23 protein-coding genes are annotated in these 24006 nt (G+C 69.5%); 6 read left to right on the top strand and 17 right to left on the bottom strand.

What is annotated here, in order from left to right; all coding sequences use genetic code 11:
- A complete protein-coding gene (gene rimP, locus H590_RS0102770; RefSeq protein ID WP_028702356.1) occupies positions 1-528 on the bottom strand; it encodes a ribosome maturation factor RimP in 528 nt (175 codons plus the stop codon).
- 70 nt (positions 529-598) lie between these two features.
- On the opposite strand from rimP, the gene H590_RS0102765 reads away from it, so the two are divergent.
- Positions 599-1540 (top strand): DUF4439 domain-containing protein, encoded by a 942-nt coding sequence (locus tag H590_RS0102765; RefSeq protein ID WP_036980744.1) that lies wholly within the window; start codon positions 599-601, stop codon positions 1538-1540.
- Positions 1541-1548: 8 nt separating this feature from the next.
- Here the strand turns inward: H590_RS0102765 and H590_RS0102760 are convergent, their stop codons facing one another.
- The 8 genes from H590_RS0102760 to H590_RS0102725 all read right to left on the bottom strand — a co-directional run bounded on the left by H590_RS0102760 (position 1549) and on the right by H590_RS0102725 (position 11030).
- Positions 1549-2331, bottom strand: a complete 783-nt coding sequence (locus H590_RS0102760; RefSeq protein WP_028702354.1) for a sulfite exporter TauE/SafE family protein — start codon at positions 2329-2331, stop codon at positions 1549-1551.
- A 4-nt stretch (positions 2332-2335) separates the two neighbouring features.
- Positions 2336-4081, bottom strand: coding sequence for a proline--tRNA ligase (locus H590_RS0102755; RefSeq protein ID WP_028702353.1), 1746 nt, complete (start codon positions 4079-4081; stop codon positions 2336-2338).
- A gap of 142 nt (positions 4082-4223) precedes the next feature.
- A complete protein-coding gene (locus H590_RS0102750; RefSeq protein ID WP_028702352.1) occupies positions 4224-5066 on the bottom strand; it encodes a transglutaminase family protein in 843 nt (280 codons plus the stop codon).
- Between the two features lie 3 nt (positions 5067-5069).
- Positions 5070-5981 (bottom strand): alpha-E domain-containing protein, encoded by a 912-nt coding sequence (locus tag H590_RS0102745; protein WP_028702351.1) that lies wholly within the window; start codon positions 5979-5981, stop codon positions 5070-5072.
- Complete coding sequence (locus H590_RS14540) at positions 5975-7609, bottom strand: circularly permuted type 2 ATP-grasp protein (RefSeq protein ID WP_051238114.1); 1635 nt, start codon at positions 7607-7609, stop codon at positions 5975-5977. The genes H590_RS0102745 and H590_RS14540 overlap by 7 nt, the downstream gene beginning before the upstream one ends.
- A gap of 58 nt (positions 7610-7667) precedes the next feature.
- A complete protein-coding gene (locus tag H590_RS0102735) occupies positions 7668-8504 on the bottom strand; it encodes a GNAT family N-acetyltransferase (RefSeq protein ID WP_028702350.1) in 837 nt (278 codons plus the stop codon).
- A 1-nt stretch (position 8505) separates the two neighbouring features.
- Positions 8506-9648 carry a flavodoxin-dependent (E)-4-hydroxy-3-methylbut-2-enyl-diphosphate synthase gene (gene ispG / locus H590_RS0102730; protein ID WP_028702349.1) on the bottom strand — a complete coding sequence of 381 codons (1143 nt, stop codon included), beginning with the start codon at positions 9646-9648 and terminating at the stop codon, positions 8506-8508.
- Between the two features lie 98 nt (positions 9649-9746).
- Positions 9747-11030, bottom strand: coding sequence for a M50 family metallopeptidase (locus H590_RS0102725; protein WP_028702348.1), 1284 nt, complete (start codon positions 11028-11030; stop codon positions 9747-9749).
- 203 nt (positions 11031-11233) lie between these two features.
- On the opposite strand from H590_RS0102725, the gene H590_RS0102720 reads away from it, so the two are divergent.
- Positions 11234-12289: a calcium:cation antiporter gene (locus H590_RS0102720; protein ID WP_232020931.1), complete on the top strand. Its 1056-nt coding sequence runs from the start codon at positions 11234-11236 to the stop codon at positions 12287-12289.
- A gap of 105 nt (positions 12290-12394) precedes the next feature.
- Here the strand turns inward: H590_RS0102720 and rlmN are convergent, their stop codons facing one another.
- The 6 genes from rlmN to rpsB all read right to left on the bottom strand — a co-directional run bounded on the left by rlmN (position 12395) and on the right by rpsB (position 17868).
- Positions 12395-13612: a dual-specificity RNA methyltransferase RlmN gene (rlmN, locus tag H590_RS0102715; protein ID WP_028702346.1), complete on the bottom strand. Its 1218-nt coding sequence runs from the start codon at positions 13610-13612 to the stop codon at positions 12395-12397.
- Between the two features lie 76 nt (positions 13613-13688).
- Positions 13689-14561: a phosphatidate cytidylyltransferase gene (locus H590_RS0102710; RefSeq protein WP_028702345.1), complete on the bottom strand. Its 873-nt coding sequence runs from the start codon at positions 14559-14561 to the stop codon at positions 13689-13691.
- 19 nt (positions 14562-14580) lie between these two features.
- Positions 14581-15102 (bottom strand): ribosome recycling factor, encoded by a 522-nt coding sequence (gene frr, locus H590_RS0102705; RefSeq protein WP_051238113.1) that lies wholly within the window; start codon positions 15100-15102, stop codon positions 14581-14583.
- Positions 15103-15185: 83 nt separating this feature from the next.
- Positions 15186-15899 carry a UMP kinase gene (pyrH, locus tag H590_RS0102700; protein WP_028702343.1) on the bottom strand — a complete coding sequence of 238 codons (714 nt, stop codon included), beginning with the start codon at positions 15897-15899 and terminating at the stop codon, positions 15186-15188.
- Positions 15900-16059: 160 nt separating this feature from the next.
- Positions 16060-16872, bottom strand: a complete 813-nt coding sequence (gene tsf, locus H590_RS0102695) for a translation elongation factor Ts (RefSeq protein WP_028702342.1) — start codon at positions 16870-16872, stop codon at positions 16060-16062.
- A gap of 36 nt (positions 16873-16908) precedes the next feature.
- Positions 16909-17868 (bottom strand): 30S ribosomal protein S2, encoded by a 960-nt coding sequence (gene rpsB, locus H590_RS0102690; protein WP_028702341.1) that lies wholly within the window; start codon positions 17866-17868, stop codon positions 16909-16911.
- 352 nt (positions 17869-18220) lie between these two features.
- Between rpsB and H590_RS17115 the strand changes: the two genes are divergently transcribed.
- Positions 18221-19288: a M23 family metallopeptidase gene (locus tag H590_RS17115; protein ID WP_051238102.1), complete on the top strand. Its 1068-nt coding sequence runs from the start codon at positions 18221-18223 to the stop codon at positions 19286-19288.
- Positions 19289-19297: 9 nt separating this feature from the next.
- Here the strand turns inward: H590_RS17115 and H590_RS0102680 are convergent, their stop codons facing one another.
- Complete coding sequence (locus tag H590_RS0102680; protein ID WP_028702340.1) at positions 19298-20215, bottom strand: tyrosine recombinase XerC; 918 nt, start codon at positions 20213-20215, stop codon at positions 19298-19300.
- 68 nt (positions 20216-20283) lie between these two features.
- Here H590_RS0102680 and H590_RS0102675 point away from each other — a divergent pair, with 68 nt between their 5' ends.
- Positions 20284-21351 (top strand): lactonase family protein, encoded by a 1068-nt coding sequence (locus H590_RS0102675; protein WP_051238101.1) that lies wholly within the window; start codon positions 20284-20286, stop codon positions 21349-21351.
- 68 nt (positions 21352-21419) lie between these two features.
- Positions 21420-22022, top strand: coding sequence for a peptide deformylase (gene def / locus H590_RS0102670; RefSeq protein ID WP_028702338.1), 603 nt, complete (start codon positions 21420-21422; stop codon positions 22020-22022).
- A 46-nt stretch (positions 22023-22068) separates the two neighbouring features.
- Here def and H590_RS0102665 read toward each other — a convergent pair whose 3' ends face one another.
- On the bottom strand, positions 22069-22884 hold the full coding sequence (locus H590_RS0102665; RefSeq protein WP_028702337.1) for a TrmH family RNA methyltransferase: 816 nt from the start codon (positions 22882-22884) through the stop codon (positions 22069-22071).
- A gap of 94 nt (positions 22885-22978) precedes the next feature.
- Between H590_RS0102665 and H590_RS0102660 the strand changes: the two genes are divergently transcribed.
- A complete protein-coding gene (locus H590_RS0102660; RefSeq protein ID WP_028702336.1) occupies positions 22979-23971 on the top strand; it encodes a bile acid:sodium symporter family protein in 993 nt (330 codons plus the stop codon).
- The last annotated feature ends 35 nt before the right edge of the window (positions 23972-24006 follow it).

Genomic DNA, 24006 nt, shown 5'->3' with positions numbered 1-24006 from the left:
TCAGTTCTCCTCAGCATTCTCTGACTTGCGGTTGAGCTCGACCTGGACGACAGCGCGCCGGATCTGGTCGAGCGGGATCTCACGACTGACGGTGAGTGGCTTGTGCGGCTTGGAGCCGGGGGCCGGCACCTCGAGGGTGACGGTGGTCCCGGTGGCGGCGGTGATCCGTCCGGTGATCTTCTCGGGCCTGGCGCCCTCGGCCGCGTCGAGGGTGACCGCCAGCAGCCGGCCGATGTTGCGGCGGTAGTGCCTGGGCAGGGTCAGCGGGGTCCCGACCCCCCGGGAGGTGACCTCCAGGGTGTACGGAGCCTCCCCCGGCACCTCGGAGGCGTCGAGCGCCTTCGACAGGGCCGAGGTGGCCTCTCCGATGTCGTCGAGGCCGGGTCCGTGTCCGTCGGCACCGTCCCCGTCGACGGTCACCCGGACCAGACGGCGTCTCCCGGCGGCGACGACATCCAGCTTGTCCAGCTCCATCCCGAACTGTGCGAGCAACGGCTCGATGAGCTCACTGAGCTGATTCGCGTTCATCCCTGGCCTCGTTCTGTTGTCCCTGCTGTTGTGGGGGCCAGTCTACGAGACGACCGATACCCTTGTGCCCATGAGTTCGGCCACCCCCAGCAGACGCACCGTGATGATGGCGACTCTCGGACTGGCTGCGGCCTCCCTGTCGGGCTGCTACCGGGTCTCGCCGCTGGTCGGCAGCGGTGAGGACCGACGCGCCTCGGCCACGCCGCCGGTGACCGCCGAACGGCGCTCCGCGGTGTCCACCGAAGCGACCCTGGCGCAACTGGCCCGGGCCGCCGGACAGGCCGGGATCGCCGCCGTGCACACCGGCCACGCCACCGTGCTGGCACAGATCGACCCACTGGCCGGACGCAGTGCCGACACCACCCCGGTCATCCCGGTGACCCCCTCGAGCCCCGCCTCCCCCTCGACCGTGTCCCCGCAGCTGCAGCTGATCACGGCCGAGCGTGTCGCCGGCCGAGACTATCTGGAGATCGCAGGCCGGTCCGATGACCCGTCCTGGACGCTCATCTGGGCGAGCCTGACCGTCTTCTCCAACTCGGTCAGGTTCACCGGCCCGGCCCCCGAACTCGGTGACGCCTACCCGGTGACGGTCCCCTCCGAACCGCTGACAGCGGCGCGGCAGGTGCTGCTGAGCCGACTCAACGCCCTGTCCACCGGACTGGAGTGGGGAGTCGGAAGGCTCTCCTCGACCGATCCGCTGCACGCCACGGGTGTGGACCGGCTGCAGCGCGTCGAGCATCAGAAGACCTCCCTCCGGGCCTCCCTGCGGGCCGCCTCGGCCTCCCCCACCCCCCTTCAGCCCGGCTACCCGATGCCGGCCACCCCCTCGGACGCGGCCTCCACCCGGACCCTGTGGAGCGGCCTGGAGCGCGGCGTGCTGGCCGGCTGGGGACGGGTGACGGCCGCCGCCGACGGCGCCGACCGACGGGCCGCGATGCTCGCGATGACCGAGTCGATGAGCTTCCTCACCCACTACGGGGTGCCGCTGCCGGGCTGGCCGGGCTGGGTCTGAGCGGACCCTCAGCGGAACTGGGCGACGGTGTCCCAGGCCAGCTTCACCGCAAGTCCCGCCACCGTCACCAGGAAGACCTTGCGGACGAAACGGCTGCCGTGGCGGACCGCCATCCGGGCTCCGATCCAGCCACCGGTGAGATTGGCCGCGGCCATCACCAGACCGACCCGCCACCAGATGACGCCGTGGATCCAGAACACCGCGATGGCTGCCGCATTGGTGGTGAGATTCGCCAGTTTCGCCAGCGCGCTGGCCTCCAGGAAGCCGTACCCGATCAGTGAGACCAGGGCGATCACGAAGAAGGTTCCGGTCCCCGGCCCGACCGCCCCGTCGTAGCAGCCGATCAGCAGGCCGATGAGGAGAAGTCTCAGGTGGAGGGCCCGGCCCTGGTGGCGGACCCGGTTCTCCACCCCCAGGGCGGGACGGCGCAGGGTGAACACCCCCACCCCCACCAGCACCACCAGGACGATCGGAGTGAACCACTGGCGGGGCAGGAACTGCACCAGGCGGGCTCCACCGGCAGAACCCGCGCAGGCCCCGGTCATGATGGCCAGGGCCTGTTGCCAGTGCACCCGCACCGAGCGCAGGTAGGCGGTCGCGGCGGTCAGCGTGCCGGCGAAGGAGGAGACCTTGTTGGTCCCGGCGATGGTGGCCACCGGGGTGTCGGAGGGCAGCCCCAGCAGCAGGCTGGGAAGCTGGATCAGCCCTCCCCCGCCCACCACGGCGTCCACCCAGCCGGCGACCAGGGCCGCCACCACCAGCAGGGCCAGGATCTCCAGAGGGACGGTCACGACCTCAGCCGCGCACCTCGGTGAGCACCTCGGCGACGGCGTCGGCCACCGGCACCTCGCGGGCCGCACCGGAGCGGCGGTCGCGGATCTCCACGACGCCGTTCTTCAGTCCGCGTCCGACCACCACGGAGGTCGGCATGCCGAGCACCTCGGAGTCGGCGAACTTGACCCCCGGGGAGGCCTTCCGGTCGTCCAGCAGGACGTCGAGCCCGGCGTCCTCCAGCTCGCGGACGATCCTGGTGGCCTCGTCGAGGATCTCGGATCCCTTGCCGGTGGCCAGCACGTGGACGTCGTAGGGAGCCAGTTCGCGCGGCCAGGCCAGCCCGCGGTCGTCGCAGGTGTACTCGGCGACGGCGCCCACCGCACGGGAGACCCCGATGCCGTAGGAGCCCATCGTCACGGTGACGAGCTTGCCGTTGTGGTCGAGGACCTTCAGGCCCAGGGCGTCGGCGTACTTGCGACCGAGCTGGAAGATGTGGCCCATCTCGATGCCGCGGGTGAGGGTGAGGGGACCCGAGCCGTCGGGGGCGGGATCTCCCTCCCGCACCTCGGCGACGTCGATCGTGCCGTCCGGGGTGAAGTCGCGGCCGGCCACCAGGTTGAAGACGTGGTGACCGTCCTGGTCGGCCCCGGTGATCCAGCTGGTGCCGGTGACCACCCGGGGGTCGACGAGGTAGCGGACCTTCGAGGAGTTCTTCTCGCCCAGTGCGCGGGGCCCGATGTATCCCTTGACCAAGGTCGGGTTGGCGGCGAAGTCCTCCTCGCCGAAGGGCTCGGCGACCGAGGGCTCCAGGGCGGCGGCCAGCCGGTTCTCGTCGACATCGCGGTCTCCGGGCAGGCCGATCGCCAGGGGGGCGCGGGTGCCGTCGGGGTCGGTGACCATGAAGACGACGTTCTTGAGGGTGTCGGCACCGGTCCACGGCCGGTCGGCGCGGGGCTTCACCTCGTTGGCCATCGCGACCAGGGTGTCGATGGTCGGCACGTCGGGGGTGTCGACGACCTCGGGGGCCGGCACCTGGGAGTAGTCGACCGGGTCGGGGGCCGGGACGGTGACCGCCTCGACATTGGCGGCGTATCCGCCCGGGGAGCGCACGAAGGTGTCCTCGCCGTTCTCGGAGACGGCCAGGAACTCCTCGGAGCGCGACCCTCCCATCGGCCCCGACATCGCCTTGACGATGGCGTAGTCGAATCCCAGCCGGTCGAAGATCCTGATGTAGGCCTCGCGGTGCCGGTTGTAGGCGACGTCCAGTCCGGCGTCGTCGACGTCGAAGGAGTAGGAGTCCTTCATCACGAACTCGCGGCCGCGCAGGATCCCGGCGCGCGGACGGGCCTCGTCGCGGTACTTGTTCTGGATCTGGTAGAGGACCAGCGGAAGGTCCTTGTAGGAGGAGTAGAGGTCCTTGACCAGGAGGGTGAACATCTCCTCGTGGGTCGGCCCCAGCAGCATCTCGACATTCTTGCGGTCGGTCAGCCGGAACAGGTTGTCGCCGTACTCGACCCAGCGGTTGGTCTGCTTGTAGGGGTCGGCAGGCAGCAGCCCCGGGAAGAGGACCTCCTGGGCGCCCATCGCGTCCATCTCCTCGCGGACGACTCCCTCGACCTTGCGCAGCACCTTCAGGCCCAGCGGCAGCCAGGTGTAGATGCCGGGGGCGGCCCGCCGGATGTACCCGGCGCGGACCAGCCAGCGATGGCTGGGGACCTCGGCATCGGCCGGGTCCTCCCGAAGGGTTCGGACGAACAGCTGTGACATGCGCGTCAACACGTGGTGACCTTTCTGTGCGTGCTGAGCCCTCCGCCGCCCATCGGCGTGACCAGGCACGATCCGGGCAGATCCTACCGAAGAACCGCCCGAGGGGGTTCACCGCGCAGGCTGGTGCGACGGCCGGGCGGGATCAGGCGAGCTTCCTGATGATGACGGCGGCCTCATAGGTGGTGGTGACCCCCGGTCCGCTGAAGACTCCCTTGAAGGGGGCGACGTCGGCGTACTCGCGTCCGATCCCGACCCGGGCGTGGCTCTCCCCGGAGTCGATCATGTTGGTGGGGTCGAATCCGGTCCAGGCGCCGTCCCACCACTGGACCCAGGCGTGGGTCTGGCCGTCGACGGGTTCCCCGAGACCTGCGTCGGTGGTCGGCAGCATGTACCCCGAGACGTAACGGGTCGGGACGCCGAGGCTGCGCATGCAGCCGATCACCAGGTGGGCGATGTCCTGACAGACCCCGGAGCGGGCCTCCCAGGCCTGTTGGGCGGTGGTGTCGACCCGGGTGGAGCCGGGCACGTAGTGCACCTCGTCGTGGATCATCTCGGAGACGGCATGGCCCAGCTGGTTGACGGTCATGGAGTCATGGAGCAGCTCCCGGGTGCGCTCCCGCAGCTCGTCACCGGGATCGGTGACCGCCGAGGTGACGACGTACTCGTACCAGCGGTCGTGCCCGGCGACGACCTCGGGAAGGGTCATCCCCGAGTCGACGTGTGGAAGCTTGACGATGTCCAGGGTGGTGTCCGCATTGACCGTGAGGCGGTCGTGGGGCTCGTGCAGCTCGAAGGAGGTCACCTGGGTGCCCCAGTAGTCGACGTAGGAGAACTGCCAGGGGTGGGGCAGGATGCTGATCGAGGTGCTCCTGATCAGCTGGGAGTCGGAGTACAGCGGGGTCATCCGGACCTCGTCGAAGCTCTGGATCACCGGCCCGTCGTAGTGGACATCGGTGCGGTGCTGGATACGCAGTGTGGAGGTCATGGCTCATCCCTCGTGCCACTGGGACGCGTCGGCCCCCTGGAAGTAGTGGGCCGACAGGGCATCGGTGGCTCTGTGGCAGGTGCGGCTCAGCCCTGCCATCTGGTCGGGAAGTCCGACCAGCAGGGCCTCGTCGGAGCGGTACTCGATCTCGGCGCGGACCCGGCCCAGCAGTCGCTGGGCGTCGGACTGGAATCCGGTCCGCCTCCCGACGTCCAGGCGCTCCAGGCAGGCGTCGGCCTCTGCCAGGCAGTGCACCACCGATCGGGGGCACAACCGATCGCGCAGCAGGAAGTCGATGATCGCCCCCCGGCTGCGGTCCCCACCGCGACTGATGAGGAAGGCGTGGTCGGCCCCGCAGGCCCGCAGGGTCGCGATCTGTCTCTCGGTCTCGGTGACCGGGGCCACCGAGATGAGTCTGGCGGTCACATCGATCCTCTCGATGGAGCGGCCGAGATGGTGAAACTCCCACCCCTCGTCGTGGCTCATCGTCGAGTAGATGATCCCCGAGATGGCGTAGCAGTGGTCCAGGACGGTGCGCAGCGCCAGCTGCTGGTAGGTGCTCCGGAGCTGGCCCTGGGCGACCGCCCGCCAGGCCCGGTTGATCTCCTCCCAGGTGCCCAGGGAGAGCACCTCGCGGGCCCTCCGGGCGGCCTGCCGGCAGCTGGAGAGGGCCGAGACGATCGAGATCGTCGAGTCCGGGTCGTGGCCGAGCACCCGCCACACCTCCGAGGGGCCGGCCTGCTCGGACTGCTCGGCGCCGAGGCTGGCCAGCAGGGCGCGGGAGTCGGTGCTGCGCTGGCGCCCGGTCTCCTCGGCGGTGATCTCGAGGTGGACCTGGAGGATCCGGGCGACATCCTCGGCTCTCTCCAGGTAGCGCCCGATCCAGAACATCGACTCCGCCATCCGACTCAGCATGGCTTCACCACCTCATCTGCGGACTCGTCGTGACCGCCACGGACCTGGCGGGTCTGTTGCTGCTGGCCCTGCTGGGCCTCCCAGACCGACCGGTCGGGCTTCTCCATCGGCTCGGTGCCGACCAGGGGAGACATCGGCACCTCGGGGGAGACGGTCTGGAGCTGGATCGCCGGCACGCTGTCGTGCTCGGCGGCGCCGCGGTCGGCGAGCACCCAGGTGTCCTTGGAGCCGCCTCCCTGGGAGGAGTTGACGATGAACTGTCCCTCCCTCAGGGCGACCCGGGTCAGGCCCCCGGGAAGGACCCAGATGGCATCCCCGTCGTTGATGGCGAAGGGGCGCAGGTCGACCCGCCGGGGCTGCAGCCGGTCGCCGACGAAGGTCGGTACGGTGGACAGCTGGATGAGCGGCTGGGCGATCCAGCCGCGCGGGTCGCAGCGCAGTTTGACCCGGGCGGCGTCCAGCTCCTCGCGGGTGCACTCGGGGCCCATGATGATTCCCTTGCCGCCGGACCCGTCGACGGGCTTGACCACCAGCTCGTCGAGCCGGTCCAGGACCTCCTCCAGGGCGCCGGGCTCCTCCAGCCGCCAGGAGTCCACATTGGGCAGCACCGGCTCCTCCCCGCAGTAGTAGCGGATGAGGTCGGGCAGGTAGGTGTAGATGAGCTTGTCGTCGGCGACGCCGTTGCCGATCCCGTTGGCGATCGTGACCGTCCCGTTGGCCATCGCCGAGACCAGGCCGGCGGCCCCCAGCACCGTGTCGCCGCGGAAGTGCACGGGGTCGAGGAACTCGTCGTCGACCCGTCGGTAGATGACGTCGACCCGGTTGAGGCCCTGGGTGGTGCGCACGTAGACGCGGCCCTGCTGACAGACCAGGTCGGGGCCCTCGACCAGCGGGACGCCCATCGTGCGGGCCAGCAGGGAGTGCTCGTAGTAGGCGGAGTTGTACATCCCGGGGGTGAGGACGACGACATTGGGCTCGCTCACCCCGGCCGGAGCGGCCGCCTCCAGGGCGGCGCGCAGTCGGGAGGGGTAGATGTCGACGGGCTCGACGTCGTACTGGCGCATCACATCGGGCATCGCCCCGGCCATCGCGGCACGGTTGGTGAGGACGTAGGAGACCCCCGAGGGGATCCGGACGTTGTCCTCGAGCACCCTCATGGTGCCCTCCCCGTCACGGATCAGGTCGATGCCGGCGACATGGATGCGGACCCCGTTGGCCGGGGTGATGCCGGCCACCTCGCGGGCGAAGTTCGGAGAGGTGACGATGAGCCGTCGCGGCACCACGCCGTCGTCGAAGACCTTGCCGGTGCCGTAGATGTCACCGAGGAAGCGTTCCAGGGCGTAGACCCGCTGGGCGACGCCGGTGCTGATGGTGCTCCACTCGGGGGCCGTGATGATCCGCGGCATGATGTCGAGGGGGAAGGGCTTCTCGGTGCCGCCCAGGTCGAAGGTGACGCCGGAGTCGACATATCGGGAGGCCAGATAGGCGGCCCGGGAGCGCACCTCGTCGACCCCGAGCCGGTCGAACTCGCTCGCCAACCTCTCGCACGGAGGTCGGACCGCGTCCGCTCCGAGCAACTCGTCGTGGATCGACGGCGAGATGGGATATCCGTCCAGCAACGACTCCATGCCGGGCATGCTGCCCTCACCGTGTTACGGGTCGTCGCGACCCCATTACAACGATGTTTCAGTACAAGACCGTGGCCATCTCGCCGACCTGCGTGAAACCCACCCGTCGGTACATCTTCAGCGCGGGGGTGTTGAAGTCGTTGACGTACAGCGAGACCGTCGGATAGCGCCTCCGGCACAGCTCCACGACCCCCGCCATCGCCGCGGCCGCGGAGCCGTGGTGACGCCAGGCGGGATCCATCCAGACTCCCTGGATCTGGCAGACGTCGCGCCAGGCCACCCCGATGTCGGACTTGAACCGCACCACCCCGTCGTCGACGATCCCGAAGCAGTTGTGCAGATCCACCAGAGCGGACATGTGACGCCGGTAGCCGTTGCTGGAGTCCAACGGGGTGACGCCGACCTCCTCGGTGTACATCGCCACCGCGGCCTCGAAGTAGGAGTTGAAGTGGCGCCCGGTCACCAGCGTCACCCGCGGGTCCGCCGCAACCACGGGGTGAGGGCCCATCACCATCAGCGGCTGGTGCGCCCTGATCTCCCGGGCCTGGGCCCACGGCCGACCCCATCGGCGGGCCAGTTCGGTGTGCAGGGCGATCACCAGGTCGGCGCGTCCCATGATGGAGGTGGCATGGCGCCAGGGACCCACATGGGCGGCCAGCCGCCCCAGTACCCCGGGCTCGGTGCACACCGGCACCAGATTGGCTCCGGCGTGCAGCACGCCGACCAGCCGCTCACCGGACCAGGCGCCGAAGACGTAGCAGCCGAGCCGGTGGCGCTCCAGACCGAACTGTCCGAATCTCGACAGCAGGAAGATATTGCCGACCGGGTCCGTCGACAACAGCTCCATGACGTCGGCCAGGTCGGCGTCGTCGAGGGTGCGAACCCGGGTGGCCACCTCAGGAGACCGAGACCACAGGGTCACCGGTGTCACTCATCTCTGCTGCCATTCGGTTGGCCTCATCGACCAGGGTGGCCACGATCTCGTGCTCGGGAACGGTGCGGATCACCTCGCCGTGCATGAAGATCTTGCCCTTGCCGTTGCCGGCGGCCACTCCCAGGTCGGCCTCCCGGCCCTCCCCCAGTCCGTTGACCACGCATCCCATCACCGCCACCCGGAGCGGGGCGGTGATCCCCTCCAGGGCGTCTGTCACCTCGTTTGCCAAGGTGAGGACGTCGACCTGGCAGCGTCCGCAGGAGGGACAGGAGACGATCTCCAGCCCTCGCGGCCGCAGGTTGAGCGACTCCAGGATCTTGATGCCGACCTTGACCTCCTCGACCGGGTCGGCCGACAGCGAGACGCGAATGGTGTCGCCGATCCCCTCGGAGAGCAGGTGCCCGAAGGCCACCGCCGACTTGATGGTGCCCTGGAAGGCCGGTCCGGCCTCGGTGACTCCCAGGTGGAGGGGGTAGTCGCACTGCTCGGAGAGCTGCTCGTAGGCCCTGATCATCACGACCGGGTCGTGGTGCTTCACCGAGATCTTGAAGTCGTGGAAGCCGACCTGCTCGAACAGGCTGGCCTCCCACAGCGCCGACTCGACGAGCGCCTCGGCGGTGGGGGCGCCGTACCTGGCCAGCAGCCGGGGGTCCAGGGATCCGGCGTTGACGCCGATCCTCAGGCTCACCTGGTGCTCGGCGGCACTGGCGCAGATGGCGGCGATCTGGTCGTCGAACTTGCGGATGTTTCCGGGGTTGACGCGCACCGCCCCGCAGCCGGCCTCGATGGCCGCGAAGACGTACTTCGGCTGGAAGTGGATGTCGGCGATCACCGGGATCTGGGACTGCCGGGCGATCACGGGCAGCGACTCGGCGTCCTTGTCGGTCGGGCAGGCCACCCGCACGATGTCGCAGCCGGCGGCGGTGAGGGCGGCGATCTGCTGGAGAGTGGCGCCGATGTCATGGGTCTTGGTGGTGGTCATGGACTGCACGGAGATCGGGGCGTCACCGCCCACCAGGACATCTCCCACCCGGATCTGCCGGGTCCTGCGGCGGGGCGCGAGGGTGGGGGCCGGTGGAGTGGGCATTCCCAGGTTCACGGTCATCGCGGTGTTGCTCCTGTGTCGACGCTATCCATCTACCAGTATCTGTCAGCCAGATCCACCAGCCAGTGTGTCACTGCCCGGCGAAGGCCGCCCGCGGCTCAGAGGATCTTCACCGGGGAGACGATGTCGGCGATGATGAGTACCGCCCCCATCACCACCATGACGGCCCCGATCGCCCAGGCCACCGGGATCATCATCGCGGTGTCGACGGGTCCGGGATCTCCCTTGCCGCGCAACCTCCAGATGCCCCGCTTGCAGGCCTCGTAGAGAGCCCCGGCGATGTGACCGCCGTCCATCGGCAGCAGCGGGACGACGTTGAGCCAGAACAGGAACAGGTTGAGCGAGCCGAGCAGACTGCCGCCCATCGCCAGCTTGTCGCCGGTGCTCAGCCGCGTGTCGCCGGCCACATCGCCGGCGACCCGAGAGGCGCCGACGATGCTCATCGGGCTCGACAGGCTGCGGGCCTGCCCGGTGACCATGTCGACGCCGACATTCCAGGTGAGCACCGGCAGGCGCACCAGGGCGTAGAGGGACTGCTTGGACATCGTCCACATCTGGGCGACGGTGTCGGCGGGCCCGGAGTGGATGATCTCGGTGGCCGGCGCGAATCCCAGGAAGCCGGCCTCCACGGTGCTCCCCGGGTCCAACCGGTTGACTACCTGGTTGAGCACGGTGTGGGTGGCGGGCAGCCTCACGGTGGACCCGGCGCGCTCCACCACCACGGTGGCGGCACCGTCCCGGTTGGCCCGGATCAGCTCGGAGAGCTGGGACCAGGAGCCGATCGCGGTGCCGTTGAAGGAGACGATGCGGTCCCCGGCGCGCAGCCCGATGGCATGGGCGGGGGTCTCGGCGTCGCCCGGCTGGCAGGTCGTTGCCGAGCGCGATGCGGGGATCATGCACTCGGAGACCGTGGCGACGGTGGTGGTCTCACCGGTGCGTCCGTAGATCCCGAAGACCGCCCAGAAGATGAGGAAGGCCAGCAGCAGGTTGGTGAGGATCCCACCGCTCATCACGATCAGCCGCTGCCAGATCGGCTTCTGGGAGAACAGTCGACCGTTGTCGGCGGGGGTCCAGTCGTCACGCTCGGCCTCGTGGGCCTCGTCGGCCAGCCGGGTGAGCCAGTTGGGGTGACGCCGCGTCACCTGCGGGGGGAACATCCCGACGAGTTTGACGTAGCCGCCCGCCGGTATCCATTTGAGGCCGTACTCGGTCTCGCCGCGACGCCGCGACCAGATCCTCGGCCCGAAGCCGGCGAAGAACTCGGTGACCTTGATCCCGAAGATCTTGGCGGGGATGAAGTGACCGGCCTCGTGCAGGCAGACCGACACAATGATGAGTGCGAAGAACAGCAGCGCACCCAGGATCTCCAACAGGACAGTCACGGGGCCCAGTGTGGCACGTCGGCTCAGTCATCCGGCCCCGGCCGCCCTCCGCGGGGCCGCGGGAGCCGGCCGTCGTGCGATGGCGGGTTCCCCGTGGTGGTTTGCGGCGATTTGCCCGGCACGGGACAATACGACCAATGTCGAAGACTGCACCTCAATCCGCACGTTCTCTTCTGCCCCGATGGACGACATGGGCGCCGGCCGTGGGTCTGGTCACCCTCGCACTGACCTGGCATCGGGACCTCCCGGTCGTCATCTCGGTGGTGGTGGCCATCATTCTCGCCGCATCGGTGCTGTCGGCCGTCGAACATGCCGAGGTGGTCGCAGCCCGGGTGGGTGAACCCTTCGGCTCGCTCATCCTCGCCGTCGCGGTCACGGTGATCGAGGTGGGCCTCATCATCATGCTGATGACCTCCTCCTCCGGATCAGAGACCCAGAGTCTGGCCCGGGACACGGTGTTCTCGGCCGTGATGATCACCTGCAACGGCATCCTCGGGCTGTCCATCCTGGCCGGCACCGGCAGGCGCAAGGGGGAGAGCGGACGGATCAACGAGGAGGGTTCGGCCGCCGCACTGGCGACCGTGGTCGTGCTGGCCGCGCTCACCTTGGTGGTGCCCCGGTTCACCACCTCCGCCAACGGGGCGTTCCTCACCGGCAGCCAGCTCGCCTTCGAGGCGGTCGCGTCGATCGTGGTGTACGTCACCTTCGTGATGACCCAGTCGGTCCAGCACCGCGACTTCTTCCTGCCGCTCAACCGCAAGGGCAACATCATCACGGCCTCGGCCCATGCCGATCCGCCGCCCACCAAGGTGGCCATGATGAGCGTCGGGCTGCTGGTGTGCGCGCTCATCGCGGTGGTCGGGCTGGCCAAGGTGGAGTCCCCCGCCATCGAGGCCGGGGTGGCCGCGGCCAACCTGCCGCAGACCTTCGTCGGGGTGATCATCGCCCTGCTGGTGCTGGCCCCCGAGACCATCGCCGCGTACAACGCGGGCAAGCGCGGACACCTCCAGGTGGGGATCAACCTGGCCTTCGGCTCGGCGATCGCCAGCATCGGACTCACCGTGCCCACCCTGGCGGCTCTCAGCCCGCTGCTGGACGTGCAGCTCGAGCTGGGCCTGGGGAACCTTCAGATCGTGCTGCTCATCACCACGATGGCGGTGGGCATGCTGACGGTCTCCGGCCAGCGGGTCACCCGCCTCCACGGTGCCCTGCACCTGGTCGTGCTGGCAGCCTTCCTCTTCATGTCGATCGTTCCCTGACCGATCGCCACGCCGGTCGCCCCGGCCACGAGACCGGACGCCGGTCCCCCGGCCCGAGACCGGGACCGGGTGTCCGATCGAGCACCCGTACCGAGGACGGGCCCCTCAGGCGCCCATCCCCTCGGCGCGGCCCCTGGCCGCCAGCTGTCCGCACGCCCCGTCGATCTCCGACCCGCGGGTGTCGCGGACGGTCACCGGGATCTTCCAGCGTTCCAGGGTGGTGACGAAGGCGTCCTGGTCCTCGGGCCGTGACGCCGTCCACCGGGAGCCGGGGGTGGGGTTGAGCGGGATGAGGTTCACGTGGGCCCAGGTCCAGTCGCCACGACGACGGATCTGACGTGCCAGGGCGGCGGCCCGGTCCGCCTGGTCGTTGATGTCGCGCATCAGGGCGTACTCGATGGAGACCCGCCGCCCGGTGCGGTGGGCGTACTCCCAGGCGGCGTCCAGCAGCTCGTCGACCTTCCACCGCCGGTTGGCGGGGATGAGCTCGTCGCGCAGCTCGTCGTCGGGGGCGTGCAGGGAGACCGCCAGGGTGGCCGGGATGCCCTCCTCGGTGAAGGCCTTGATCCTGGGCACCAGACCGACCGTTGACACCGTGATGCCACGGGCGCTCATGCCGATGCCGTTGGGCGCCGGGGCGATGAAGGTGCGCACCGCTGCCATCACGGACCGATAGTTGGCCATCGGCTCGCCCATCCCCATGAAGACGATGTTGGAGACCCGCTCGGCCCCCGGCACCTGTCCCGAGGCGAGCAGCTGGTCGGCGGCCAGCACCTGGGCGACGATCTCGGCGGTCGACATGTTGCGCTGGATACCGCCCTGGCCGGTGGCGCAGAACGGACAGGCCATCCCGCACCCGGCCTGGGAGGAGATGCACAGGGTGGTGCGCGCCGAGGAGTGCCGGGTGGCCCGGTAGTGCATCAGCACCGACTCGACCAGGGACCCGCCGTGCAGTCGCCACAGGGTCTTGACGGTGGTGCCGTTGTCGCAGGACTGCCGGGACACCTCGGTGAGGAGCTCGGGGAACCAGGTCTCGGCGATCGGTGTGCGGGCCGCCTTCGGCAGATCCGTCCACTGCTGGGGATCCAGTTCGTGTCGGACGAAGACATGGTCGGAGATCTGGCGGGCGCGGAAGCCCGGAAGACCCATCTCCTTGACCGCCTCGACGCGGTCGTCGACAGACAGGTCGATCCAGTGGCGGGGCGGCTTTGTGCGACTCGGGCTGCGCAGCACCACCGGCATCTCCGTGCCGGGTTCCGCCAGCGGGGTGATCGGCAGCACCAGTCCCGATGGGGACACGGCTGGACGCGGCTCGGTGGACATCACACACTCCTCGATGGACAGTCAGCGGCGCTCTGCGTCCGTGGCCCTCCCCGGTCCACCTGCAGGCGCTCGGGCCCTACAGGCACAGGGAGAGCACAGCCCACGCGAACGGGGCGGACAGCAGCATGGAGTCGAGCCGATCCATCACACCGCCGTGGCCGGGAAGGAAGTGGGACATGTCCTTCAACCCGGCGTCGCGCTTGATCATCGACTCGACAAGATCTCCGCAGGTAGCGGCTACCGAGAGTACTCCGCCCAGGAGCACACCGACCCAGGCCGGCGCTCCCAGACCCCACACCGCGCAGCCGGCACCGACCAGCATCGCGGTCACGACCGACCCGGCCATTCCCTCCCAGCTCTTCTTCGGGCTGATTCTGGGGGCCATCGGGTGCCGGCCGAGGAGGACGCCGACGGTGTATCCGCCGGTGTCCGAGGCGATCACGCAGAGCATCCAGGCGATGATCCGCCGGTCCCCGAGGGTGTCGGCCATCATCAGCGGGATGAAGCATCCCATCAGCGGCAGGTAGGCGATGGTGAACAGGCTGGCGGCGGCGTCGGCCACGAACCCCTTCGGCCCGCCCGGCAGCCGCCACAGCATGGAGACCGCCGAGGTGAGTCCCAGACCGGCGACCAGCAGGGTGTTGGCGCCGATCGGCAGGTCGTAGGCGGCGGCCGCGAAGGCGCCGAGCAGCATCAGGACCGTGCCCACCACGATCGGGACCACCGCCGAGTGCATCCCGAGCCGGCCCATCGCCCGGTGCAGTTCCACCGCCCCGATGCTCAGCGCCAGGGCCACGAAGATGACGAATCCCCAGTGCCACCACAGCACGGTGCCGACCACGATGACGACCAGGACGACCCCGGTCACGATCGCAGCGGGCAGATCTCGCCCGGCCCTGGGAGTCCGCTCGTGGGCGGGAGCGGACTGGGGTGTCGGTGGTGTGGTCACGGTCGGTGGGGAGGAGTGCTCAGACCTCGAGCAGCTCGGACTCCTTGGCCTTGAGCAGGGCGTCGATCTGGTCGACGTGCTTCTTGGTCACCTGGTCCAGCTCCTTCTCGGAACGGGTCAGCTGGTCCTCGGTGATCTCCTTGTCCTTCTCCTGCTTCTTCAGCACGTCGTTGGAGGAGCGTCGGATGCTGCGCACCGCGATGCGTCCCTCCTCGGCCTTCGCCTTGGCCAGCTTGATGTACTCCTTGCGGCGGTCCTCGGTGAGGGCCGGCAGCACGCAGCGCACGATGTTGCCGTCGCTGGACGGGTTGACGCCCAGGTCAGAGTCGCGCACGGCCTTCTCGACCTCGTTCACCGAGCTCTTGTCATAGGGGGCGATGAGCACGGTGCGGGCCTCGGGAACCTGGAAGGTGGCCAGCTGCTGGAGGGGGGTCATGGCGCCGTAGTAGTCCACCATGATGTGGTTGAACATCGCAGGGTTCGCACGACCGGTGCGGATCGCCGCGAACTCCTCACGTGCGTGGTCGACGGCGGTGGCCATCTTGGCGCCGGCGTCCTTGATGATGTCTGAACTCACTGCTGATCCTTCGTGCTTGATGTCTGGTAGAGGTGCGGTCGGGTGGCTCAACGGTGAACGGTGGTGCCAATCGGCTCCCCGGCAATGACCTTGGCGATATTTCCGCGCTTCTCGAGGTTGAAGAAGATCATCGTGAGATCGTTGTCGCGGGCCATCGCCACCGCGGTGGCATCGGCCACCTTGAGATCGCGGGCCAGGAACTCATCGTAGGTCAACTCGTCGAACTTCTTGGCCTCCGGGTGGGTCTGCGGGTCGCAGTCGTAGACCCCGTCGGTGCCCTGCTTGCCCATCAGGAGGGCGTCGGCGCCGATCTCCAGGGCGCGCTGGGCGGCAACCGTGTCGGTGGAGAAGTAGGGCATCCCCGACCCGGCACCGAAGATCACCACCCGTCCCTTCTCGAGATGGCGCTCGGCCTTGCGCGGGATGTAGGGCTCGGCGACCTGGCCCATCGCGATGGCGGTCTGGACCCGGGTGGCCACCCCCTCCTTCTCGCAGAAGTCCTGGAGGGCCAGGCAGTTCATCACGGTTCCGAGCATGCCCATGTAGTCCGCGCGGTCGCGGTCCATTCCGCGCTGCTGGAGCTCGGCGCCGCGGAAGAAGTTTCCTCCCCCGACCACGATCGCCACCTGGACCCCGGCGTTGACGACATCGGCGATCTCGCGGGCCTTGGCTGCCACGACGTCGGGATCGACGCCGATCCCGCCTCCTCCGAAGACCTCTCCGGAGAGCTTGAGCAGAACACGGTGGTACGGAGTGGGCATCGTCTCTCCTGGATCGGGGCTGTTGCGTCGCCTCAGCTTACCGACTCTGCCGGGTTCGGCGCTCCCGGACCCGGATGCGGCAGGGGCCCCGCCTGATGGCGGGGCCCCTGCCGGGTGCCGGGTTCGGGCGGCCCGGGGGTCCGGACCGTCTGCGGGGAGGTCAGTCCCCGGCGGAGAACCGCACGAACCGGGTGACCGTGACTCCGGCCTCCTTGAGGATCTTCTCCACGGTCTTCTTGTCGTCGGAGACGGCAGCCTGCTCGAGCAGGCAGTTCTCCTTGAAGAAGCCGTTCAGGCGACCATCGATGATCCGGTCGAGGATCTTCTCGGGCTTGCCCTCCTCGACGGCGATCTCGCGGGCGACGGTGCGCTCGTGGTCGACGATCTCGGCGGGAACCTGCTCGCGCGACAGCCAGCGGGGGCTCATCGCGGCGATCTGGAGGCAGATGCCGTGGATCGCGGCGGCGTCGTCACCCTTGTACTCGACCATCACGCCGACCTGCGGGGGCAGGTCCTGGGAGCGACGGTGCAGGTAGACCTCGACGGTGCCGTCGAAGTACGCGGCGTCGGCCAGCTCGATCTTCTCGCCGATCTTGGCGGCCAGCGCCCCCAGGGTCTGGGCGACCGTGGTCCCGTCGGGCAGGGCGGCCGCACCGGCGGCGTCCTTCCCGTCGGCCTTGGCGTCCTCGACGGCCTGGGCGATCTGGTCGGCGGTGGCCATGAACTCGGCGTTCTTGGCCACGAAGTCGGTCTCGGAGCCGATGTGGACCAGGGCGTGCCCGGCCGCGGCGACCAGGCCGTTGCTGGCCTCACGGTCGGAGCGCTTGGCGGCCTTGGCAGCTCCGGCGACGCGCAGCAGGTCGACGGCCTTGTCGAAGTCTCCCTCGGCCTCGGTCAGCGCCTTCTTCGCGTCCATCATTCCGGCGCCGGTGGCGTCGCGGAGCTTCTTGACATCAGCAGCTTTGATTGCCATCTGTGATTGATTCCTGTCGTGGTGTGGGTTGACGGCTCAGTTGTTCTCCGCGGGGGCCTCGGCAACCGGGGCGGCGGGCTTGGCCGGAGCGGCCGGCTTGGCGGCAGCAGCAGCCTCGACCTCGGCGGTGAGCTGCTCGGCCTGGGCGTCGCTCTTCTCGGCGGTCTCGGCGTCCTCGACCTTGGCCTGCTCGGCAGGCTTCTCGGCGCCCTTGTCAGCCGGCTTGTCGGAACCCTCGAGGAGCTCGCGCTCCCAGTCGGGCATCGGCTCGGCCTCGGAACCCTTCTCGGCGGACTCGTTGCCCTTGGAGCGCTGCACCAGGCCCTCGGCGACGGCGTCGGCGATGATCCGGGTGAGCAGGGAGACGGAGCGAATGGCGTCGTCGTTGCCCGGAATGGCGTAGTCGACCTCGTCGGGGTCGCAGTTGGTGTCGAGGATGGCGACCACCGGGATGTGCAGCTTGCGCGCCTCATCGACGGCCAGGTGCTCCTTCTTGGTGTCGACGATCCAGACGGCCTGCGGGGTCTTGGGCATGTCGCGGATGCCGCCCAGGTCCTTGGCCAGCTTGTCCTTCTCACGAGAGAGCATCAGCAGCTCCTTCTTCGTGCGTCCGGAGCCGGCCACGGTCTCCAGATCCATCGCCTCGAGCTCCTTGAGCCGGGCGATCCGCTTGGAGATGGTCTGGAAGTTGGTGAGCATGCCACCGAGCCAGCGCTGGTTGACGAAGGGCATGTCGACGCGGGCGGCCTGCTCGGCGATGGCCTCCTGGGCCTGCTTCTTGGTGCCCACGAAAAGAACCTGGCCACCATTGGCGACGGTCTTCTTGATGAAGGCGTAGGCCTTGTCGATGTAGCTCAGCGACTGGTGGAGGTCGATGATGTAGATGCCGTTGCGCTCGGTGAAGATGAAGCGCTTCATCTTCGGGTTCCAACGACGAGTCTGGTGTCCGAAGTGGACGCCGCTCTCGAGAAGCTGGCGGGTGGTGACGACGGCCATGGGGCTCGTCCTTTCATCAGGGCGCGCCACAGCGCGCCGGCGGTTGTTCGGTGACGTGGTGCGCCACCGCCTGATGCGTCGCCGGGAGCTGCCCGTCGGGACGGGACCGTTGTTCCGGCCTCCCACAGGGGAGTCGAACGCATGCGAAGTCAGTCCGGGACAGCCCGGACTGCGGGCCAAGTGTATGCCGCGGGCACGGTGGGCGCCACTTCGATCCGGGGCCCGACGGGTCTGGGGGTGGTGGTTCCGCGAGTTGTCCCCAGAGCCGGAGTCCCGGCGACTCGCAGCGACGAGTTGTCCACAGATTCTGCCCGGTGCGGCAGATCCGGGCCCGCGCCACGAGACGTTCAGTATGAGACACCCCTTCACCACCTCGGCTCGACGCACGGCGCTCACCCTCGGTTCGGCGCTGCTGGCGGTCCCACTGACCATGCTGCTCACCTCGACCACCGCGGCCCGGGCGCTGGCCGATGTCGCGATGTCGCCCGTCTCCTCGGCGGGTGCCGCACCGCGTCCCGGAGCTCCTCCAGCCGACTCACCACCGGTCGACGGCGAGGTGCTGCACGGCTTTGATCCTCCGGCCCGGGACTGGCTGCCCGGCCACCGAGGGGTTGATATCGCCGCACCGGTCGGCGCCCCGGTGACAGCGGTGCGAGCGGGGGTGGTGACGGTGGCCGGCATGGTGGCGGGCCGCCCGGTCGTGGTGGTGCAGATGGCAGACGGCCGCCGCATCAGCCACCTGCCGGTCAGCCCCTCGGTGCGGGTCGGCCAACCGGTCGTGGTCGGCCAGATCATCGGGACCCTGGCCGAGTTCAGGCACTGCTCCCGGCCGTGCCTGCACTGGGGGCTGATCAACGGCAGGAGCTACCAGGATCCGATGTCTCTGCTGGGTTCCGGTGATCCCGGCGCGACGGTGCGCCTGTACCCCGAGGGTCACCGGCCCCGTCGGCCTCCCCCGCCGCCCCGGTCGGTCCCCGATCAGGGGATCGGCATGCCGCTGGCCACCGGAGCCGGTCAGCCAGGCTCCTTCCTCAGGCCCGTCCCGGGCCCGGTCTCCTCGGTCTTCGGGATGCGTCACCACCCCGTCCGGGGAGTGTGGAAGCTCCACGACGGGGTGGATCTCGCCTCCCCCTGCGGCACCCCGATCCGTGCCGCGGCCACCGGACGGGTGTCCTACTCCGGGTACCACCCGGCCTGGGGGTACCGGGTGGTCGTCGACCACGGGACGGTGTCGGGATCGCGTCTGGCGACCACCTACAACCATCTGTCGGGTCCGGGCACCGCGGCCGGAGCGGTGGTGCTGCGCGGCCAGCCCATCGGCCGGGTGGGCAGCACCGGCTTCTCGACCGGCTGCCACCTCCACCTGGGGATGGAGCGCAACGGTACCCCGGTCGACCCGCTGCCGCACCTGTCGCGTTGAGCGACCCGCTCAAGCCCTCGGATGGGCCTGGTTGAAGGCGCGTCTGAGCCGCTCGGTCGAGACGTGGGTGTAGATCTGCGTGGTCGCCAGGGACTCGTGGCCGAGGATCTCCTGGACGGTGCGCAGGTCCGCTCCCCCCTCCAGCAGGTGGGTCGCCATCGCGTGACGCAGCCCGTGAGGGCCCAGATCGGGGAAACCGGGTTCGGACCGCAGATGCTGGTGCACCATCCGGCGCACCACCCGGGGATCGATCCTGGCTCCGCGGGCGCCCAGGAAGAGGGCCTGGCCGGAGGACGCCGTCTGCCACTCGGACCGCCTGGACAGCCAGCCGTCGATCGCCCGCCAGCCGGGATCGCCGAGCGGGACGGTGCGCTCCTTCGACCCCTTGCCGAGCACCCGGAGGGTGTCGCGTGCCCGGTCCAGGGAGCTCAGGTCCAGTCCGCACAACTCCCCCACCCGGATGCCGGACCCGTAGAGCACCTCGAGAATCGCCGCATCCCTGGCCCCCTGCGGTGAGTCGTCGGTGCTCGCCGATGCCACCGCGTCGTCGAGGAGGCGTCGCGCCTGGTCGACGCCCAGGGTGCGAGGCAGCCGGCGGGGAACCTTGGCCGCCTTGAGCCGGGCGGCCGGATCGACACCGATCAGCCCCTCGGCGCAGGCCCAGCGGAAGAACACTCTGGCACTGGCCCAGTGCCGCTGAAGGGTCGCCGGTGCCTCTGCGGCACCGCGACCGTCGGCCAGCCAGGACCGCAGGGCCGAGACGTCGATCTCCGCCAGCCGGGTCACGCCGTTGTCGGCGGCGTGGTCGAACAGAGACTCCAGGTCGGTGCGGTAGGCGGTGACGGTGCGCGGGGAGCGGCGCAGATCCGCTCTGAGGTGGACGCAGAAGTCCTCCAGCGGGACGGTCAGCGCGGCGGGGAGTGTCATCGCCTCCACTGTGGCCCGCGGCTCGAGCGGCCCGCCGGTGGACACGCTGGAGGTCGTAGTCTTCGGCCATGACCATGCTGCGCACCCCCGTCCTGGCCAGCGGCTACAGCACTGCGGCCGGGCCCGGCGGACTCTCCAGCTGGGAGGTCGAGGCCCCGTGCGACGACCACGGCCTGCCAGATCCCCGTGCCGAGCTCACTGCCACCGCCACCGGCCAGGTGGCCCTCGGCGACGCCTCCTGGATCGTGCCGCTGGGCAGCATGCTGGCGGTGATCGGGGAGCGCGACTCCCGGCTGTGGCTGGTGCGGTCGGGCGACCTGTCGGTCGCCGCCGAGCTGGATCTGGGCGGAGGGCTCCCATGCCACGCCGCGGCCGACCCGACCGGACGTCTCCTGGCGGTGGCCCACTACGGCTCCGGGGAGGTCAGTGTCATCGAGCTCGACTCCTGGCGGTCCGGTCCCCGGCAGGTGGCGCGCCTGCAGTTCACCGGTCATGGGCCGGTCGCCTCCCGCCAGGAGGCTCCGCACGCCCACCAGGTGACCTGGTTGGACCGTGGGCACCTGGCCGTCACCGATCTCGGCACCGACCAGATCCGGATCCTCAAGTACGGTCCCGCCGGGCTGGAGCAGATCGGCAGCATCGAGACTCCGGCCGGATTCGGACCGCGTCACCTGGTCCTCACCACCGCGGGGCGCCTCCAGGTCCTCACGGTCTGCGGGGAGCTGTCGGGCAGCCTGCTCACCTGGACCCGCCGCGCCGGGGACGACGTCTGGGCCAAGGACTGGCATCCCCACGAACCCGTGGCGGCCTCCCTGCGCGGCCGTTCCCAGCCGTCGGGCCTGGTGGCCCGCTCCGACGGCACCCTGCTGGTCGCCAACCGGCTGGTCGGCACCGTCTCGGTGATCACCGGGGCGCGGTCCCTCACGACCTGGTCGGGGCAGCTGGGGGTGGCCGAGGAGTTCGACTGCGGCGGCATCGCACCGCGCGATCTCACCCTCGACGGTGACCGCGTCTGGGTGGCCCAGCAGGACGCCGGAACGGTCTCCTGCTTCACCCGAGGGCCCCAGGGCTGGCGGCAGCGGCTGTCCCTCGATCTTCCCGAGGCCACCCACGTCCTGGTCGGCGTCACTGTCTAGAAAATGTGTGGAGAGGGGCACTGGTGGCAGAATCGGGCGGGCGAATCGGAACAGCCTGAGGAGTTTTCATGCGCGAGCACACCCCGACCGACGATCCCAGGTGGGCAGAACTGTTCACCGGCGGGACACTGCGACGGGTGACCCGGTGGAGCGAACCGGTGCTGCACGCCAGCACCCAGCCGGTCACCGACTTCGACGATGACCTCCACGAGCTGATCCGCGACATGTTCGTCACCAACGCGGCCGCCGACGGCGTCGGCCTGGCCGCCACCCAGGTCGGGCTGAGTCTGTCCCTGTTCATCTACAACTGCCCCGACGACGACGGGGTGGTCCACAAGGGCGCGATCTGCAACCCGCAGGTCACCCTGCCCACCGGCCGTGACCGCAATCTCGTCTCGGTCGACGAGGGCTGCCTGTCCTGGCCGGGCGGGTTCCAGCCGCTGGCCCGCCCCGATCTGGCGACCTGCACCGGTCAGGACCCCTGGGGCACCCCGCTGTCGGTCACCGGAGCCGGCTACTTCGCCCGGTGTCTCCAGCACGAGACCGACCACTGCAACGGGATCGTCTTCGGCGACCGGCTCTCCAAGCGCTCCCGGCGCAAGCTCGACGAGCAGCACGAGAACCTCGACCACCTCTTCCCCGAGGACTGGCCGGTCCACCCCAAGGGCTGAGGCCCCGGTCCTCTCGGGCCGGATCCCTCCGGGAGGACGTCTGCTGCTAGTGCACGGGGCCGAGTGCGTAGCAGGCCACCGCGGCGGCCGCCGCCACATTGAGGGAGTCGACGCCGTGGTGCATCGGGATGCGCACCACGACATCGGCCTGGTTCACCCAGTGGGAGGACAGCCCGGCCCCCTCGGTCCCCATCAGCAGGGCCACCTTGCGGGGCCGGGAGCGCAGCTGTGCGGCGAACTCGTCGAGACTCACCGAGTCATCGCTGAGCGCCATCGCGGCGATCGTGAAACCGTGCTCCTTGAGGTGGCCCAGGCCCTGACGCCAGTCCGACAGGCGGGCCCAGGGAAGCGCGAAGACCGTCCCCATCGACGTCTTGATGGCCCTGCGGTACAGCGGATCGGCGGCCCTGGGGGCCAGCAGGACGCCGTCCCAGCCCAGTCCGGCGGCGCACCGGATGATCGCCCCCACATTGGTGTGGTCGACGATGTCCTCGCAGACCACCAGACGGTCGGCCGACATCAGATCGGCCTCCGACCAGCGGGTCACCCGCTCCATCGACGCCAGCGCACCCCGGTGGACGTGGAACCCGGTGACCTTCTCGGCCAGTTCCTCGGTCACGACGTAGACCGGCACGTCGACGGCGTCCAGAAGATCCCGCAGCCCGTCGATCCACCGCGGCGCCAGCAGGTAGGAGCGCGGACGGTAGCCCGCCTCGGCGCCACGCCGGATGATCTTGGCCCCCTCGGCGATGAACAGTCCCTCGGCGGCCTCCAGACTCCGGCGGAGGTTGACGTCGCGCAGACTCACGTAGTCGGCGAGCCGGGGGTCCTGGGAGTCGTCAATCGTCACGAATCGAGCCACCCCGACAGCCTAGAGCCCTCTGCGCCCTGGTCTGGGGAGACGGACCTCCCGGAGGGCCGGTCGGGAACCGGGCCCGCGAGAATAGGGTGTGCGGGTGACCCAGACTCCCGGCCGGCACCATCAGATCAACTGGTTCCTGGTGGGCATCGTCGCCTCCGCCCTCATCGCCAGTGTCCTGCCGGCCCGCGGGGCGGGAGTCCCGGTGGTCGACGGACTGGTCAACGTGCTGGTCTTCTGGCTCTTCCTGCTCTACGGCGCCCGCCTGCAACCCAGCGAGACGCTGGCCGGGCTCACCCACTGGCGACTGCACCTGACGATCCTGGGGTGCACCTTCATCGTCTTCCCGCTGATCGGCATCCTCCTGCAGCTCCTGGTGCCGTGGGCCATCTCGCCGCTGCTCTACCTGGGGCTGCTGTGGGTGTGTCTGGTCCCCTCGACGGTCCAGTCCTCGATCAACTTCACCTCGATCGCCCACGGCAACGTCCCCGGGGCCATCGTCTCGGCGACCACCTCCAACCTGCTGGGGACCTTCATCACCCCGGTGCTGGCATTCCTGCTGGTCTCCTCGCACTCCGGGGTCACCATCTCCGCCTCGTCGATTCTCGACGTCGCCCTGCAGATCCTGCTGCCCTTCGTCCTCGGGCAGCTCTCACGCCCGCTGACCGCCCGCTTCGTCACCGAGCACCGCAAGCCCCTCAAGTTCGTCGACAACGGCGTCATCCTCGTGGTGGTCTACTCCGCCTTCTCCTCGGGGATGCGCGAGCACATCTGGTCGATCACCAGCGGCCCGCAGCTGGCCTTGACGGTCCTCATCTGCCTGGTCCTGCTGGCGGTGATGCTGTGGCTCACCTGGGCGCTGAGCGGATGGCTGCACTTCCCCCGGGCCGACCGGGTGGCGATCCAGTTCTGCGGGACCAAGAAGTCGCTGGCCACCGGCCTGCCGATGGCCACCGTGCTGTTCACCGGCCAGCCGGTCGGACTCATCGTGCTGCCGCTGATGATCTTCCACATGGCCCAGCTCATCGCCTGCGGCTGGATCGCCGAACGCTACCGACAGCAGTGGGACGCGCAGCACCCCGGGGGCTGAGCCCCCGGGGTGCATCTGAACGCGCTGTGACGAGT

The organism is Acidipropionibacterium jensenii DSM 20535 (assembly GCF_000425285.1).
GTDB classification, from domain to species: Bacteria; Actinomycetota; Actinomycetes; order Propionibacteriales; family Propionibacteriaceae; genus Acidipropionibacterium; species Acidipropionibacterium jensenii.
This window is presented reverse-complemented; position numbering and strand designations above follow the sequence as displayed.

Excerpts from the sequence above, each read along its gene's own strand:
- rimP (WP_028702356.1), bottom strand. The coding sequence starts at position 528 with ATGAACGCGAATCAGCTCAGTGAGCTCATCGAGCCGTTGCTCGCACAG.
- H590_RS0102765 (WP_036980744.1), top strand. The coding sequence starts at position 599 with ATGAGTTCGGCCACCCCCAGCAGACGCACCGTGATGATGGCGACTCTC.
- H590_RS0102755 (WP_028702353.1), bottom strand. The coding sequence starts at position 4,081 with ATGTCACAGCTGTTCGTCCGAACCCTTCGGGAGGACCCGGCCGATGCC.
- H590_RS0102750 (WP_028702352.1), bottom strand. The coding sequence starts at position 5,066 with ATGACCTCCACACTGCGTATCCAGCACCGCACCGATGTCCACTACGAC.
- H590_RS0102745 (WP_028702351.1), bottom strand. The coding sequence starts at position 5,981 with ATGCTGAGTCGGATGGCGGAGTCGATGTTCTGGATCGGGCGCTACCTG.
- H590_RS14540 (WP_051238114.1), bottom strand. The coding sequence starts at position 7,609 with ATGGAGTCGTTGCTGGACGGATATCCCATCTCGCCGTCGATCCACGAC.
- ispG (WP_028702349.1), bottom strand. The coding sequence starts at position 9,648 with ATGACCGTGAACCTGGGAATGCCCACTCCACCGGCCCCCACCCTCGCG.
- rlmN (WP_028702346.1), bottom strand. The coding sequence starts at position 13,612 with ATGTCCACCGAGCCGCGTCCAGCCGTGTCCCCATCGGGACTGGTGCTG.
- frr (WP_051238113.1), bottom strand. The coding sequence starts at position 15,102 with ATGGCCACCGCCGTCGACCACGCACGTGAGGAGTTCGCGGCGATCCGC.
- pyrH (WP_028702343.1), bottom strand. The coding sequence starts at position 15,899 with ATGCCCACTCCGTACCACCGTGTTCTGCTCAAGCTCTCCGGAGAGGTC.
- tsf (WP_028702342.1), bottom strand. The coding sequence starts at position 16,872 with ATGGCAATCAAAGCTGCTGATGTCAAGAAGCTCCGCGACGCCACCGGC.
- rpsB (WP_028702341.1), bottom strand. The coding sequence starts at position 17,868 with ATGGCCGTCGTCACCACCCGCCAGCTTCTCGAGAGCGGCGTCCACTTC.
- H590_RS17115 (WP_051238102.1), top strand. The coding sequence starts at position 18,221 with ATGAGACACCCCTTCACCACCTCGGCTCGACGCACGGCGCTCACCCTC.
- H590_RS0102680 (WP_028702340.1), bottom strand. The coding sequence starts at position 20,215 with ATGACACTCCCCGCCGCGCTGACCGTCCCGCTGGAGGACTTCTGCGTC.
- H590_RS0102675 (WP_051238101.1), top strand. The coding sequence starts at position 20,284 with ATGACCATGCTGCGCACCCCCGTCCTGGCCAGCGGCTACAGCACTGCG.
- def (WP_028702338.1), top strand. The coding sequence starts at position 21,420 with ATGCGCGAGCACACCCCGACCGACGATCCCAGGTGGGCAGAACTGTTC.